Annotated in this window: 12 protein-coding genes, 1 tRNA gene and 1 pseudogene; 10 read left to right on the top strand and 4 right to left on the bottom strand. The window is 45.5% G+C overall.

The genetic code is table 11. From position 1 onward, the window contains the following. Window position 1: 1 nt before the first annotated feature. From OCV50_RS03820 to OCV50_RS03805, 4 genes are read left to right on the top strand one after another with little or no spacing between them, the layout of a single operon-like run. Window positions 2-1,180 (top strand): beta-ketoacyl-[acyl-carrier-protein] synthase family protein, encoded by a 1,179-nt coding sequence (locus tag OCV50_RS03820; protein WP_261903739.1) that lies wholly within the window; start codon window positions 2-4, stop codon window positions 1,178-1,180. Continuing rightward, complete coding sequence (locus OCV50_RS03815) at window positions 1,173-1,637, top strand: hotdog family protein (protein ID WP_261903738.1); 465 nt, start codon at window positions 1,173-1,175, stop codon at window positions 1,635-1,637. Before OCV50_RS03820 ends, OCV50_RS03815 begins: the two co-directional genes overlap by 8 nt. Then, complete coding sequence (locus OCV50_RS03810) at window positions 1,634-2,359, top strand: 3-ketoacyl-ACP reductase FabG2 (RefSeq protein ID WP_261903737.1); 726 nt, start codon at window positions 1,634-1,636, stop codon at window positions 2,357-2,359. The genes OCV50_RS03815 and OCV50_RS03810 overlap by 4 nt, the downstream gene beginning before the upstream one ends. After that, window positions 2,356-3,579, top strand: a complete 1,224-nt coding sequence (locus OCV50_RS03805; RefSeq protein ID WP_239843037.1) for a beta-ketoacyl-ACP synthase — start codon at window positions 2,356-2,358, stop codon at window positions 3,577-3,579. The genes OCV50_RS03810 and OCV50_RS03805 overlap by 4 nt, the downstream gene beginning before the upstream one ends. A 76-nt stretch (window positions 3,580-3,655) precedes the next feature. On the opposite strand, the gene gltX is transcribed toward OCV50_RS03805, so the two are convergent. After that, window positions 3,656-5,083, bottom strand: a complete 1,428-nt coding sequence (gene gltX / locus OCV50_RS03800; RefSeq protein ID WP_261903736.1) for a glutamate--tRNA ligase — start codon at window positions 5,081-5,083, stop codon at window positions 3,656-3,658. Between the two features lie 261 nt (window positions 5,084-5,344). On the opposite strand from gltX, the pseudogene OCV50_RS03795 reads away from it, so the two are divergent. Then, window positions 5,345-8,123, top strand: a pseudogene (locus OCV50_RS03795) (heavy metal translocating P-type ATPase). A 22-nt stretch (window positions 8,124-8,145) separates the two neighbouring features. After that, complete coding sequence (locus OCV50_RS03790) at window positions 8,146-8,586, top strand: DUF411 domain-containing protein (RefSeq protein ID WP_239843034.1); 441 nt, start codon at window positions 8,146-8,148, stop codon at window positions 8,584-8,586. 216 nt (window positions 8,587-8,802) lie between these two features. On the opposite strand, the gene OCV50_RS03785 is transcribed toward OCV50_RS03790, so the two are convergent. After that, a complete protein-coding gene (locus OCV50_RS03785; RefSeq protein ID WP_261903734.1) occupies window positions 8,803-9,516 on the bottom strand; it encodes an oligogalacturonate-specific porin KdgM family protein in 714 nt (237 codons plus the stop codon). Between the two features lie 504 nt (window positions 9,517-10,020). Continuing rightward, a complete protein-coding gene (locus tag OCV50_RS03780) occupies window positions 10,021-12,672 on the bottom strand; it encodes a beta-N-acetylhexosaminidase (RefSeq protein WP_261903733.1) in 2,652 nt (883 codons plus the stop codon). A gap of 443 nt (window positions 12,673-13,115) precedes the next feature. Here OCV50_RS03780 and OCV50_RS03775 point away from each other — a divergent pair, with 443 nt between their 5' ends. Beyond that, entirely contained in the window at window positions 13,116-13,946 is an 831-nt protein-coding gene (locus tag OCV50_RS03775; RefSeq protein WP_261904118.1) for a TraB/GumN family protein, read from the top strand. A gap of 134 nt (window positions 13,947-14,080) precedes the next feature. Next, window positions 14,081-14,503, top strand: coding sequence for a hypothetical protein (locus OCV50_RS03770; RefSeq protein ID WP_261903732.1), 423 nt, complete (start codon window positions 14,081-14,083; stop codon window positions 14,501-14,503). Window positions 14,504-14,700: 197 nt separating this feature from the next. On the opposite strand, the gene OCV50_RS03765 is transcribed toward OCV50_RS03770, so the two are convergent. Beyond that, window positions 14,701-14,777: transfer RNA gene (locus tag OCV50_RS03765), tRNA-Pro, on the bottom strand. A gap of 255 nt (window positions 14,778-15,032) precedes the next feature. Between OCV50_RS03765 and OCV50_RS03760 the strand changes: the two genes are divergently transcribed. Beyond that, entirely contained in the window at window positions 15,033-15,173 is a 141-nt protein-coding gene (locus OCV50_RS03760) for a DUF3149 domain-containing protein (protein ID WP_004739790.1), read from the top strand. A gap of 157 nt (window positions 15,174-15,330) precedes the next feature. After that, on the top strand, window positions 15,331-15,912 hold the full coding sequence (gene smrA, locus OCV50_RS03755; protein ID WP_032550078.1) for a DNA endonuclease SmrA: 582 nt from the start codon (window positions 15,331-15,333) through the stop codon (window positions 15,910-15,912). Window positions 15,913-16,038: the final 126 nt, after the last annotated feature.

Below are 16,038 nucleotides of genomic sequence, written 5' to 3'. Positions count from 1 at the left end.
TATGACGATTTACATTCATGCCTGTGGTTTTCATTCCGCTCTGGGATCACAACACAGTGAGATTCATGAACGCCTACAAAGCGGTGTCGGCTCAAACATGGTTGAAGCGCTCGATGTATTAAATGATGGGCAGCCAACGATCGTGGGACGAGTTGAAGGTGAGTTACCATGCATTCGTGCACCTTTTGAAGCTTACAACTCGCGTAATAATCGTCTTGCCTTGTCTGCGTTGTCGCAAATCGAGTTTGAGATCGAACAAGCTAAAACGAAATATGGCAAAGAACGTATTGCCGTCGTAATAGGTACGAGTACATCCGGTATTTCAGATGGCGAAGTCGCTTTTACTGAAAAGCTTGAAAGTGGACAGTTTCCACCATCATTCCACTACTCCAAACAAGAGCTCGGCAACATCAGTGAGTTTGTGAGTCACTATTACGATCTGCAAGGCCCAAACTACGCAATTTCTACCGCTTGCTCATCAAGTGGCCGTGTATTCTTAAGTGCTCAACGCCTTCTTAACTCAGGAATGGTTGATGCAGTGATTGTTGGTGGTGTCGATACCCTATGTAAACTCACTCTGAACGGATTTCATGGCCTAGAAGCACTATCTACCGAGCATTGCCAACCATTCAGCGCTCAACGTAAAGGCATTAATATTGGTGAAGCCGCCGCCTTCATGTTACTGAGCAAAGAGAAAACTAAGCGGTCATCTGTCGCACTGCTAGGCTGTGGTGATAGCTCAGACGCGCACCACATTTCAGCTCCGCACCCAGAAGGTAATGGTGCAGAGCAAGCAATGCAGAAGGCGCTGTCAAATGCCGACCTAAAGCCAGAACAAATTGGCTATGTGAATGCGCATGGAACAGCCACGCCACTCAATGATTCAATGGAAAGCAAAGCTATCTCTCGCGTCTTTCCAAACAAGGTGCCAGTGAGTTCTACCAAACCGCTTACGGGTCATACCCTCGGGGCAGCTAGTGCGGTAGAGGCAGCCATCGCATGGCATATCCTTAATTTCGATTTATCGCTTCCCTTACAAAAATGTCAGGATAAAGCTGAAGATATCGATATTGATTTGGTAGACTGTTGCCAAAAGCTCAAATCAAAAAACATCTTAAGCAACTCGTTTGCTTTTGGTGGGAACAACATTAGCCTGATTTTTGGTGTAGTAAATGACTAATATTCCCTCGGTAGACCAACTTCTTCCCCACGACGATCCTATGATTCTTATCGATAGAGCGATCACGATTGAAGAACAAGCTATCCATTGTCAGGTGGATATTGGTGAACATCATCTATTCTACAATTCAGAATCTCAAACCATGCCCGCGTATGTAGGCATTGAGTTCATGGCGCAGTCTGTCGCCGCATGGTCTGGATACCACGCATTGAATCAGGGCGAACAACCTCCCATCGGTTTTCTTTTAGGTTCGCGTCGATACAAATCGCTTTGCGACCATTTTACTAAGGGGCAAACCTTAAATATCTATGCAGAACAACTGATGGAAGATAGCGGTATGGCGGTGTTCACAGCAAAAGTGGAGTACCAAGGAGAGTTGGTCGCTCAATGCCAACTTAATGTCTACGTGCCAACCGAACAAAAATTACAAGAAATGAAAACGAGGAGCCAGTCATGACTCGCCAAGTATTAGTCACCGGTGCCAGCAAAGGTATTGGTAAGGCCATTGCTATTCAACTTGCCAAAGATGGCTTCCACATTGCTGTTCACTACATGGGTGACAAGCAAGGCGCTCAAGAGACGCTAGAGCAGATTGAATCAGAGGGAGGCTCAGGCCGTTTGACCCAATTTGATATCAGTAACCGTGAACAGTGTCGAGAAACACTTGAAGCTGATATTGCAGAACACGGCGCTTACTATGGCGTGGTAAACAATGCTGGAATTACTCGCGATACAGCTTTCCCTGCCATGACGGAAGAAGAGTGGGATGGCGTGATCCATACCAACCTTGATAGCTTCTATAATGTACTCCACCCTTGTGTGATGCCCATGGTTCAAAAGCGCAAAGGCGGTCGTATTGTTACTCTGGCTTCAGTCTCTGGCATCATGGGTAACCGCGGTCAAACTAACTACGCAGCAGCGAAAGCCGGTGTGATTGGCGCGACCAAGTCACTTGCTCTAGAACTCGCTAAACGCAAAATCACCGTAAACTGTGTGGCTCCAGGCTTAATTGACACAGGCATGGTTGACGAGCATGTAAAAGAGCATGCGCTACCACAAGTTCCATTGCGCCGAATGGGCGAACCGGAAGAAGTCGCGGGTTTAGTGAGCTACCTAATGTCTGATATTGCAGGCTACGTTACTCGCCAAGTGATCTCAGTAAATGGAGGTTTAGTATGACCCGCCGTGTAGTAGTAACGGGGATGTCAGGTGTAACCGCTTTTGGCAACAACTGGCAAGAGATTGAACCTAAGTTAAAGGCGTGCGAAAACGCCACTCAGTACATGCCAAGCTTTGAGCAGTATGACGGCCTCAACACCAAACTTGCCGCGCCTATCGACGACTTCCAACTGCCAAAGCACTACAAACGCAAGCAAGTACGTGGTATGGGACGTGTCTCGCGTCTAGCAACGGTTGCGACCGAAAATGCATTGGAGCAAGCTGGCTTAATTGGCCATGACGTATTAACCAACGGTGAAACCGGCATCGCTTATGGCTCTTCAACCGGCAGTACTGATGCGGTTGGTGCCTTTGGCGTGATGCTGAATGAGAAATCAACGCGCGCGATTACGGCAACCACTTACGTTCAAATGATGCCGCACACAGCCGCGGTCAATGTAGGTCTGTTCTTTGGCCTTCGCGGTCGCGTTATTCCCACCAGCAGTGCGTGCACATCAGGAAGCCAAGCTATCGGTTACGCTTATGAAGCGATCAAACACGGCTACCAAACAGTAATGGTTGCCGGTGGTGGTGAAGAACTTTGCCCAACAGAATCAGCGGTGTTCGATACCCTTTTTGCAACCAGTTTGAAAAACGACACACCAAAGAAATCACCAAGCCCATACGACAGTGAGCGCGATGGCCTTGTGATTGGTGAAGGTGCAGGTACTCTGATCCTTGAAGAGTACGAGCATGCGGTAGCACGTGGCGCTAAAATCTACGCGGAAATCATCGGTTTTGCGAGCAATTGCGATGCCGCCCATGTGACCCAGCCTCAAATGGAAACCATGCAAATCTGTATGGAAAAAGCCCTCAAAGATGCGGACCTTGCTGCAGACAAAATTGGTTATGTCTCAGCACACGGAACCGCAACCGAAAAAGGCGATATTGCCGAGAGCAACGCGACAGCAAACATCTTTGGTGAAGTACCAATCAGTTCATTGAAGAGTTACTTTGGTCATACTCTAGGCGCATGTGGTGCGATTGAAGCTTGGCTCAGCCTTGAGATGATGCATAGCGGTTGGTTTAGCCCCACCCTAAACCTTGAAAATGTTGATGAGCAGTGCGGTAAGCTTGACTACATCACAGGCCAAGGCCGCGAACTGAACGTTAACTACCTAATGAGTAACAACTTTGCTTTTGGCGGCATTAACACCTCTATCATCTTTAAGAAAATCTAGACGATAAAAATACGAACAAATAAAAAGGGTCAGTAACTAAGTTACTGACCCTTTTTTAATTCTAGCAATCGCTCAATTAAGCGTTAGCTTCACGCTCAGCGATAAACTCAAGAGCCATCTTGATGCGAGCGATTACGCGCTCTTTACCAACAAGCTCCATCACTGCATCAACAGAAGGAGACTGACCGCCACCTGTTACTGCTACGCGAAGTGGCATGCCGATTTTACCCATGCCGATCTCTAGCTCTTCACATACAGCTGCAATCACACCGTCTTTGATCTTTGCAGTTGTGAATTCTTCAAGTGCTTCAACTTTAGCAAGAGCAAGCTCTAGTGGGCCTTTAGCAACACCACGTAGGTGCTTCTTCGCTGCGCCAGCTTCAAATTCAGAGAAGTCTTCGTAGAAGTAGCGAGACTGCTCAGCAAGTTCGATAAGTGTGTTACAACGCTCACCAACTAGCTTGATCACTTCAGTGATTGCTGGGCCGTTTGTTGTATCGATCTTCTGTGCATCCAGGTGCCATTGCAGGTATTTTGCAACGTACTCAGGCTCTGAAGTTTTGATGTAGTGGTTGTTCAACCAAAGTAGCTTTTCAGTGTTGAATGCAGATGCAGACTTGCTGATTGCGTTCAGGCTGAAGAATTCAATCATCTCTTCTTGAGAGAAGATCTCTTGGTCACCGTGAGACCAACCTAAACGAACTAGGTAGTTGTTTAGTGCGTTAGGTAGGTAACCTTCGTCGCGGTATTGCATTACTGATACAGCGCCGTGACGCTTAGACAGTTTCGCACCGTCATCACCCAGAATCATTGCACAGTGAGCGAAAGTTGGAACTGGCGCGCCTAGTGCTTCGTAGATGTTGATTTGACGAGGTGTGTTGTTGATGTGGTCTTCACCACGAACAACGTGTGTGATACCCATGTCCCAGTCATCCACTACTACTACGAAGTTGTAAGTAGGAGCGCCGTCTGTACGACGAATGATTAGGTCATCAAGTTGGCTGTTAGAAATTTCAATGCGACCACGGATTTGGTCATCAAATACTACACTGCCTTCTTTCGGGTTGCGGAAACGGATAACACACGCATCGCCTTCTTTTGCTGCTTCATTAGCTGCAACAATTTTAGGGTGGTTCGCATCGTAGCGAGCCATCTCTTTGTTTGCTTCTTGCTCTGCACGAATTTCATCAAGCAGCTCTTTAGACGCGTAACATTTGTATGCTTTGTCTTCAGCAAGTAGCTTATCAACCATCTCGTTGTAACGATCAAAACGCTTAGATTGGTAGTAAGGGCCTTCGTCCCATTCCATACCCATCCATTGCATGCCTTCTAGAATTGCATCAACCGCTTCTTGAGAGTTACGCTCCAAGTCTGTGTCTTCGATACGTAGAACGAATTCACCGCCTTGGTTTTTAGCGAATAGCCAAGAGTAAAGTGCAGTACGTGCACCACCAACGTGAAGATAGCCAGTTGGGCTAGGAGCAAAACGAGTTTTAACCGTCATTTAAATACCTTGATTGTGTAGGTGATCAGTTCAGTGTCTGGTAGGCAGTGCCCTACTTACCAGTCCTAAAATTTGGGCGCTATTTTATCACTCCCATCCAATTCTACAATCAGTAGTGCGCGATAAATACTCGGTTCTTAATAGAAACCTTACCTCTAAGCTGAGTGATTATAGCAATAGCTACTCACTTAGACGTGTTAGTTAGCCTTTCTCAGGAACATTTTAAGAAATAATGTTGACCTTGCCCTTACGGGAAGGTTTATGTTTAGCCATAGATGAGAATTGGAGTATCACTATGAACCACTACATGGCCCCATTGAGCGGCTTAAACTGCATGGGCTGCGCGAAAAAAGTGTGCAACCTACTCAGTGACGTTGAAAATACCAACATCAACGAGCTCTCTCCGACTTATATCGATGTGAAAACACCTTTAAGTTACGCCGAGATTTCTGAGCAAATCGGCACGCTGGGATATTCTATTGGTCATCAATGGCACTTCTCTCTGTCTGGCTTAAACTGCGGTAAATGCGTCAACAAACTCACCACGGCTCTGAAAGAGAACTCGCAAGTTGGCGCTTTCGAGGCTTCCAAAACCGAACTGACGATAACCACGCTACTCTCTGAGAGTGAGGTTATCGAGTTCGTAGAAAACGCTGGCTATCAAGCGCGCCCATATTCGAAAGGTGCGGAAGTCAGTGACAGCGAACCACAATCATCAACACCATTAGAATCACCCGTTGAAAAACCAAAGCCGGTAAGCACTGAGCCTAGTCTTGCTCATACTTCAACTGAGCAATCGCACTCTTATCACTTAGTTTTACAGGGAATGACCTGTGCAAGCTGCGTCTCTTCTGTTGAAAAGGCGCTCAAATCGGTACCTGACATAGCACGCGTCCAAGTCAACCTCGCAGAACAAACAGCTTTAGTCTTTAGTTCAAGTGTACGCGAGCAGATAGAGCAACCACTTCTGCAAGCAGTGAAAGATGCTGGTTACCAGGCGGAATTTGTAGAAGAGGCTCAGACTCAGCAAGAACAGCAGCAACGTCAACATGCCAAACTGCAGCGATCATTTCTGATCAACTCGATCTCCGCACTTGCTCTCGGCGTGCCAATGATGGCGTGGGGTGTCTTCGGGGGTAGCATGATGATCGAAAGTTCCGGCGATCAACTTGGTTGGGGCTTGATGGGTATCATCTGTTTGGTGTTATTGGCAACCTCAGGTCGTCAATTCTTCATTAACGCCTTCCAATCACTACTCCACAAGCGTGCGACGATGGATACCTTGGTCGCATTAGGCACTGGTGCCGCGTGGTTGTACTCAATGCTGGTTGTGATCGCGCCGGATTGGTTCCCTCAAGCTTCGCGTCATGTTTATTTTGAGGCCAGCGCAATGATCATAGGCCTTATCTCATTAGGTCATTATATTGAGGCCAAGGCTAAAGCTCGTACGACTCAATCATTGCAAGCACTAATCAACTTGCAACCTCAACAGGCAACCGTAATTGTTGATGGCAAAGAACAGTCAATTGCTGTGGAAGCCATTAAAGTCGGTATGCAGATTCGAGTGAAGCCCGGTGAAAAGATGCCGATCGATGGCGTAGTTATCTCGGGCGAATCTTATGTCGATGAGTCGATGCTTACGGGCGAGCCTCTACCGAACATCAAGAAAACACAAGACAAGGTATCGGCGGGCACCATAAATGGTGATGGAACCCTTGTAATAGAAACGACAGGTACTGGCTCGAGCACCATGCTTGCTCGTATTATTCAGATGGTTCGCCAAGCACAGAGTACCAAGCCAGCTATTGCCAAATTGGCGGACTCGATCTCAGCCGTATTCGTGCCTGTTGTTGTCGCAATCGCCGCCATTGCTGCTGGCGTGTGGTTTATTTTCGGTCCAGAACCAAGCGCCAGCTACATGTTGGTCGTTTCAACTACAGTACTGATCATCGCCTGCCCGTGTGCGCTGGGTTTAGCAACACCTCTATCAGTCACCGTAGGTGTAGGAAAGGCCGCAGAGCTTGGCATTCTCATTAAAGATGCCGATGTTCTGCAGTCTGCAAGTAAGGTCGACGCGGTAGTGTTCGATAAAACAGGCACCTTGACCGAAGGCAAGCCTCAAGTACAACAAGTATTTAGCTACGACATCAGTGAAGCCGACTTGATGACTCTCGCCTACTCCCTAGAGGTTGCCTCTGAGCATCCACTAGCGAAAGCGATCTGTCTCCATGCGCAATCTTTAGACCTTGATATCCAGCCAACTTCTGAATTTGAGAACCTCCGCGGCCAAGGTATCCAAGCCAATATTGATAGCCAACGAGTACATGTGGGCTCTCTGAGTTTCATGCAAAACCTTGGGGTACAGCTCGATATCGCGGACAGCGCAATTGAAGAGTGTAACAAAGCGGCGTGGACGCCTATTTTTGTCTCGCAAAATAATCAACTTAAAGGCATTATCGGCGTCTCTGATTCGTTGAAACCTGACAGCAAGCAAGCGATTCAATTGTTACAAAGCCGTGGTGTTCATACTGTGTTGCTGACCGGCGATAATCAAGCGGTCGCTCAAGCGATTGGTACCCAGTTAGGAATTGATGACGTCATCTCTGACGTATTACCGGATCAAAAAGCGGAACACATAGTGAAACTGCAACAGCGCTATAATCAGGTTGCTATGGTCGGCGATGGTATTAATGATGCGCCCGCATTGGCTCAAGCCGATGTCGGTATCGCAATGGGTAGTGGCAGTGATGTCGCCATTGAAAGCGCACAAATGACGCTACTGAATTCATCACCCGTTTCGGTGAGCAATGCCATTGAATTATCTCAGGCCACGGTCAAAAATATGAAACAAAACCTATTTGGGGCATTTGTTTACAACTCCTTAGGTATTCCAATTGCCGCGGGAGTGCTTTACCCAGTATTCGGGTTCTTGTTGAGCCCAGTGGTGGCGGGAGCAGCTATGGCTCTCTCTTCCATAACCGTTGTAAGTAATGCAAACCGCTTACGACTATTTAAAACTACAGATAATAAAGACCAATAAAATTATCTTCATGAGGTACACCATGATTCGTAAAGTTCTGACTATCACTGCGCTTACTATTGTCTCAGGTCAAGCATTAGCTGCCAATGTACTTAACCACAAGTCTCCATACTGTGGTTGCTGCACAGACTGGACAGTTCATATGCAAGAAGCTGGATTTACGGTGACAGAAAAGCTCCACGACAACATGAATGCAGTTAAACAAAAGCTTGGCGTGACACCTGAGCTAGCGTCTTGCCATACAGCGGAAATCGACGGCTATGTATTTGAAGGTCATATCCCTGCAGATGACATTAAGGCTTTCTTAGAAAATCCACCACGTAATGCGGTCGGCCTTGCGGTTCCAGGAATGCCAATGGGCTCTCCAGGCATGGAGTATGGTGACGAGAAAGATGAATACTCAGTTTACGCTTTCAATGAGAAAGGTCAGGTGTTCGAATACCGCCACTACAAAGGAAACTAATCTGTCCTTGAGCTAACGTAAGCTCTCAACACCTAGAACGAAAAATAGAGCCTAGTAACTGCATACCCAAGACTTGGTGTGCAAACTAGGCTCTTTGCTTTGGACAGTAAAGCAAATTTTTATGGCATCAACCGGGCTGTTGATGCCTGACTTTCTCCTCTACGTTCGGCTGTGTAGAAGAGGCGGCAAGAAAGTAATCTTGCCGCTGCAATTCAATTAGAAGCCGTAAGAAGCACCGAATACGAATGCATTGTTCGTTTTAGAATCGCCATTTGCGAAGTCTACACCGTTAGCTTGGCTACGGAATTCAAAGTAAGGCTGAACACCTTGACGAGTCCAAGTTGCACGTAGCTCGTGATCCATCGCTTCCGACTCAATCATGTAAACGTTGTTGTAGCTTACTGACAGGTCTTCATTCACTGTGTAACCGATGCGGTTATCCATGCGGTAGTCTGTTTTGTCATCGTTAGAAGTCGCATCAATGTGAGCACGTGTACGGTTGCTAATCGAGATACCGTTATCGAAGTTGTAGCCGATTTTTACAAGTGGACGGTATTGAATGCTGTCACCTGCAGAGTAAAGGTGTTGGTAACCCGCAGCTACCCATAGTTTGTCAGTGATGTTGAATGACTGCTCACCACCTACAGTAATGAACGCGTTAGCTTGACCTGTAGTCGCTGTAGTACCGCTCTCTTCAGCAGTTAAGCCTTCAAGATCACCAAGTTGAATACCATCAAACTCTGTATAAACCGTTAAACCACCTAGAGAGTTATCAAACGTGTGGCCAGCTTCTAGAGTTGAAGTCATTTTTGACCCATGAATACGACCGTCATCATGTAGCTGAATGTTACCTGTTACGTAAGAAGAACCAGCGAAAGCGCTAGAAGCGAAAGCAAGAGAAAGAGCACTTAGAGCGATAATTTTTTTCATAGTAAACTGCCTTAGTTTGATTTTTAGCGGTATATCTTCGGTATATCATTCACCTTCACCGCTTGAGTAATTGGTTGCCTCCCTGGCATGAAATCTATGTTGCTCGAATTAATTTGCGTTTCAAAATAAAAGAATCATCTCAGTGATCTCCCTCACCATCAAAAAACAATAAGTTATTTTTAACCTTAATATCAATCACTTACAAAAAGTAAAAATAGATAAAAACTGTGTGTACAATATAAAAACCGTGTTTGATCACATAAATTCGAAATCTTAATTCGGTTTTGAATCGTTCAATCACACCGCTTTGAGACTTTTTTATAACGGACTTATTTTTTATCGAAAATAATGAGATCTTCATCACCATCGTTATGAGTCGGAGTAAAACCATAATGTTTAAGGAATAATCGAACTCTACAATACGACGGTAAGCCTCCCGATCATCCAACAACAAAAAAAGCTCCCTATGAGAAGGGAGCTTTGTCATTGAATTGCGTTATGCTTTTACTTTACCGTAGTCACTCGGCTAGCTCGCTCACCGCTTTCAGAGATAGAGCGGATATAAATTTCACCTTCAACGCTCGGTCGCTGGCTGTCATCGTATGTTGACCATGTTTTACCATCCGTTGAGTATTGCAACTCAACCCCTGGGAACTGAACGTTCATCGCCAGTTTTCCAGACTCAACTTTGGCACCTGGTACCGGTAAGCGGTAATCAATGCCTGCTTTTTCTAACTTAGCCAATTCACGCTGACCAAGTACGTTCGCAAAGCGGTTGTAATCTTGATTTAGTGCTGCTTTGTCTACCAAGTTAGAGTTCTGAGAATACTCAACACCCACTTTGTAGTCGTTCTCCCAATCAGCTCGGTGCCATGCACGCTCTGCAGCTGCTAATACACGAGGGAACACCATGTATTCATATTGCTCATCGTTACGTACTGTCTCAGACCAAAGCTGTGCTGACAAACCGTAGAATGGCTTCGCGTCGATTTCACCTTTACCTGTGAAGCCGTTGCCATCTCGGTCGAGCGATGTTTCTGCGTTTTGAGGCATGTTCTCAGGTGCAAAACCAAACATTTTACGTGTGTCGGTTGCGCGAGTTGCCCAGTAGTAACCACGCTCTTTTGCATCCACTTCATATGGCATGTCCATGTAGACATAGTCTGGGTTAGACACGATTACGTCGTAACCTTTCTTAGACCACTCGTACACTGATGATGTGCCGCCCCAGTAAAGAACGTCCCAGAAGTTGACGCGAGTATTCTCAGTCGCAAAGGCTTTCTCGCCCTCACTGTATTTCAAGCCATCTTGCCAAGCTTGGAAGTTTGGAATGCCCTTCTCTGCAACAATCTTCGACACTTCTTCTGCAAAATGGCTCGGCAGATGACCAAAGTCGCTCACTGTACCGTCAGCAATCAGAGTCTGACACTGTGGAGACTGCGCAAATGGCTTGTCTTGTTTAGACAAATCAATGTTACCCTTCCAACCCACTTTATCTTCAGCATTGATATCTTGCAGGCCCGCGCCAAGCTTGATGTTCTTCGCTTCATCGCCACCGAAGTGCCATGTGGTTAGTGGAGTCCCCGCTTCTTGGTGCATTGCTGCAACTTCTGAAATCACTTTATCAACAAAGCGAGTTGAAGATTCCATACATGGATTGATGAAGCTTTGCTTGTCGTAAAACTGAACTGTGGTGACGTTCGATGTATCTTGAGGGTCCATCAGGCGGTACTCGTTCGCTTCTGCTTCTTTACCCTCTTCCATTAGGCGGTCGTAACGCGCTTCCATTGATACTACTGCGGCACGAGCGTGTGCTGGCATATCAATTTCAGGAATCACTTCGATGTTACGAGCTTTTGCATACGTTAGAATGTCCACGTAGTCTGCTTTGCTGAAGTAGCCAGAGCCAAAGTTATCTGACGTTGAACCAGATCCAAGCTGAGGCAGTAAACAGCTTTTCTCTTCCAAATCAAAACAACGATTAGCACCCACTTCTGTCAGCTCAGGCAGACCCGGGATTTCCAAACGCCAACCTTCATCATCCGTTAGGTGAAGGTGCAGTTTGTTCATCTTGTACGCCGCCATTTGGTCTAGCGTCGCAAGGATTGCTTCTTTAGAGTGGAAGTTACGAGCTACATCCACCATCACACCACGGTAATCAAAACGCGGTGCATCTTGAATAGAAAGTAGTGGTAAAGATTCAACGTTCTGGCTGTCTATTAGGCCAAAAATAGACTGAACTGCGTAGAAGGCACCCGCTTTGTCGAATGCTGCAATTGCAATTCCCTCTTTCGAGATGCTTAAGTCATAAGCACCAGATCTCGCCAAATCACCCTTAAACTGAGTAGGAACAACAGCAACACTTACAGGAAGGTCGCCACTCACGTCTAGGTTTACCACATCCGCACGTGCCTCTAGTGCAGCAAATTGTTCAGCATCAAACGCATCTTTGGGTAAAGCAATACCACTAGCGATATCAACGTTACCTTCACCAACTTCCACTGACATCGGTGTAGGCAATAGCGTTGTTGAAACATCTTGAGCAACAAGATCCGCGTTCTTTTCAAAGCGCGTAACTGCCGTTGCCATAACGTTGTTGTCATCAGGAGTACGTTTTAAGTTGTTACCCTCTAATCCCGTCACAAAAGAAGCAACGTCTTCTGTGTTAAGAGAAGCGATCATCTTAGGTTCTGCATTTGGCGCAGCAACAAAAGCGCCCGGCATAAAGTCGGTCTCAAATAACTGCCAGTATTCCCCAATCAAAGGAAGCGAGATCTCTTCACCAGCAGCAAAACCATCGAATTTATCGGTTGGCTCAAGTTTATGTAGGTCACCCGTTACACGAGTAATTTTGAACTGCTCATTATCAACATCTAGGATTAAACGAATGCTGTGGAAGTAGATAGCCCAATCTTTAGAGTCAACGGCTTCTCCTTGGTTAACCAGCGTCATGTTTACCTTGTTACAAGATGCCCATTCAGCGCCTAAGTCCTGACATGCTAGACCTTCGTTCGCACCGTGGTTCGTCAGCACTTCATATTGAACATCGAGATTCTCAGCCAACGTATTCACGACTTGTTGCTCTGTCGATTGTGTAACAGCACACCCAGTTAGACCGGCCAAAACTGCGACTGATAGTAAGTTTCTCTTCAACATCGTATTCACCCATAAGTTAAAATTGAGTGGAAGCAAATAAGAGCGCCTCCAAAAGATGAATTCACTATATGACGTTATTTTTCGCCGTGAATTAAATCAAAGCGAGAAAGTGATCAACTTCAAACACGAACAGAAAATAAAAAATATAAAAACTTTAAAATCATACAGTTATCAAAAACGAACAATCCGTCATTTTGATTTTGACGTAAATATTGGGAATCACTTCACAGATTATGGGGCGAAATTGATAGATTACTCACCGTATTTCACTGTGGTATTTTTTAAGTCAAATCAATGCGCGGATTTTTTCTCGCTATAACGTGATTAACCTCTAATAAAATTACGTTAAAAACCAACGTCAAAATGGATTTTAACGAGCGACTACAATGAATTAAGGAGCCAATGTGCGCCAAATACTCAGCTTTATTGTTCTCTTCTGTACAATGTTCTCAACGGCAATGGCAGAGCCTCTTTTATGGCAGGCTAAAAAAGGTCAACTTGAGTTCATTATCTTCGGTTCTGTTCATGCCGGCGATAAATCTATGTACCCCCTTCCTAAACCAGTCACTGAGGCGCTTAAGCGCAGTGATGGGCTTATCTTAGAGGCAGACCTCAAACAGACGGGTAGCTTAAAGTACCCTTCAACGACAGTAACAACCGCTGAAGTACTCAATGATAATCAAGAAGCTCAGTTCAAACAGATCACTAAGTCTCTCAACTTGCCCCATCAGAAAATGTTACTCTCTCCCCCCTGGGCTACAGCACTGACAGTGCAGATGAAACAGTTCGAACAGTTAGGTTATCTGCCGCAGTTTGGTGTAGATGCACACATTGCAGCTCTCGCAGAGGAATTTGATAAACCGCTCATTACCTTAGAGTCGTTACAATTTCAGATTGATTTGATTTCTCAAGGTAAAGAAGGAGGCAAAGACCTTCTGCTGAGTTCTATTGAGGAGTTCGATGAATCGGGCAAAGCAACCCGCTGTTTAATCGATAGCTGGAAAGCTGGAGACAAGAAAAATCTAGAACACATTGCAGAGTTGGCCGCAATGTCGCCAGAGTTAACCGCCGCCTTCCTTACTGATCGCAATCACGACTGGGCTAAAAAGCTCAGTAGTAATAGTTGGAAGCTAGAACAAGAGGCAACCTATCTGGTTGTGGTTGGCGCGATGCACCTCATTGGCGAGCAGAACCTTATTGAACTATTGGAGAAGCGCGGTTTTAAAGTCATTCAACTGTCAAACAGCCAACAAGCACAATGTGAGGTGGAGTAAAGGTTATCATAGCCATGCACTTAACGGTGACCTTTTCATTATAAAATCATTACCTGATTGACCCAATCCTCACAATGAATAGCACCATCGCGGTGCTATTATAATGCGCTCGTTCAAGACAAGGCGTAACGTCAATGAAATCCATTTTCTTAAAAACCACATTAAGTCTTTTTATTTTTGTACCCTCGGTCGTATCAGCGAAAGAGACTTGCCACGTTGAACAGTTTCAGCCAGTCGACATTCAACCGGACATCAGTGGTGGTCTAATAGATAAAGAAAGTGGTCAGTTTCTTATTACTCAAAAGCCGCCAATGCGATGCGCTACTGTGACCTTCACTACCTCAACAACCCGCAACCGTATTGCCGATCAGATGAGCAACCGCTTTGAAGCGACCTATTTTGATAACCAGGCAAGTAGTTCCCACTCCATCACGTTCGACGAAGATGCGGTTAAAGCAGGTTATATTCGTGTTGGTCCGAATAACCCAGTAGATGCTTATGTTTGCTTTGAAACATCAGAAACACCGATTAAAGCGATCACTTGCGATGTGAAATAGCGGGAATGATTGAAGAAAAGATATTTCAAGGGTTGGCTCGCTGGGTCAGCCCTTTTCTTTATGTGGTGGAAGAAGATTCCCTACTCGCTCCTTCGTCGCTCTAGGGAATGACGGAGCGCTTAAAGCTATATGATCTCAAATACAAAAAGCCCAAATGCAAAAAAGCCGTAGCATTTCTGCTACGGCTTTCTTTAATGTGGTCGGTGAAGAGGGATTCGAACCCCCGACCCTCTGGTCCCAAACCAGATGCGCTACCAAGCTGCGCTATTCACCGAGATATCTAACTGGCTCACTGCCTGTCGATGGAGCGTATAATACGGAATCTGAGTTTATCCGCAAGCGCTTTTTTCATTATTTCCTTCAATATTATACCGTTCGAACAAAAGACAACCAAGCACGATGAGAATGTGACCAAATACACACACTTACCAACAAAGATTTAACTTATGCAACAGGTTTGATCCAGATCAGTAAATCGATAGGTTCAATTAATAGAATTATACGTGTCACATAACTTTGAGGTATACACATGGACTTTTGGCTAGATCTCCTATTTGGTAATGCAGTGGGACTATCTTCAATGATAGTAATCTTCGGGGCTCTTGGTCTCATGATGTTTTATGGAGGCTTCTTCATTTACAAGGTTATGACCGACAAATCTCCTCACTAGAGTCGCCAAGCCTTAATCACCAACCTGTTTAAGTTGGGACTTAAAGATGCTTTGCACCGGAGCTGACTAATATTGTCTGCTCCGGTTTTTTCGTTTTTGAACCACCCCATAACTTAGGTATACTTTCGTTATTCCTCTCCAACTTGAGATAACCACTATGTCTCATGATGACGACCTAGATCTATTCCAACAAATGATGGGCGACGTTAAGCGTATTGACCAAGATACCGCGGAGCATCAAAAAGTTCACCGAGTCACCGAATCCCATCTTGCTAAGCGCGAAGCGGCAATGTGGCTCTCTGACGATGAAAAGGATTACCTATCTTTAGACTACTCTCCGATGCTGAAACCTGAAGATATTGTGGAGTACAAAAAAGACGGCGTGCAAGATGGCGTTTATAAAAAGCTGCGCTTAGGGAAATACCCAATTCAAGCCAAGTTAGATCTGCACCGAAAAACGCTTAAAGATGCACGTAACGAGATCCTCTCTTTCTTGCGTCAGTGTCTACGTATGGATATTCGGACTGTGATTATTGTCCATGGTAAAGGCGAACGCTCTAACCCACCAGCGATGATGAAAAGCTACGTCGCAAACTGGCTATCACAAATTAACGATGTTCAATGTGTCCATTCTGCGCAGCAGTTCCACGGCGGTACGGGCGCGGTATATGTGATGCTAAGAAAAAGTGATGATAAAAAGCTCGAAAACCGAGAAAGGCATCAGAAGCGTATGAGTTAGCACAAGAAATTTAATTCGTGCTCAAGCTCACACTAGATGCTAAAATTATGCGCAGTTAAAGATACATACTCAGAAAGCAACTACTCGGTAGTTGCTTTTTGTTTACCTATATTCCGTTGTGAAACG

Source organism: Vibrio fortis (assembly GCF_024347475.1).
GTDB lineage: Bacteria > Pseudomonadota > Gammaproteobacteria > Enterobacterales > Vibrionaceae > Vibrio > Vibrio fortis.
Note: the sequence above shows the minus strand (reverse complement) of the source record. Positions and strands in the feature narration are given on the sequence as shown.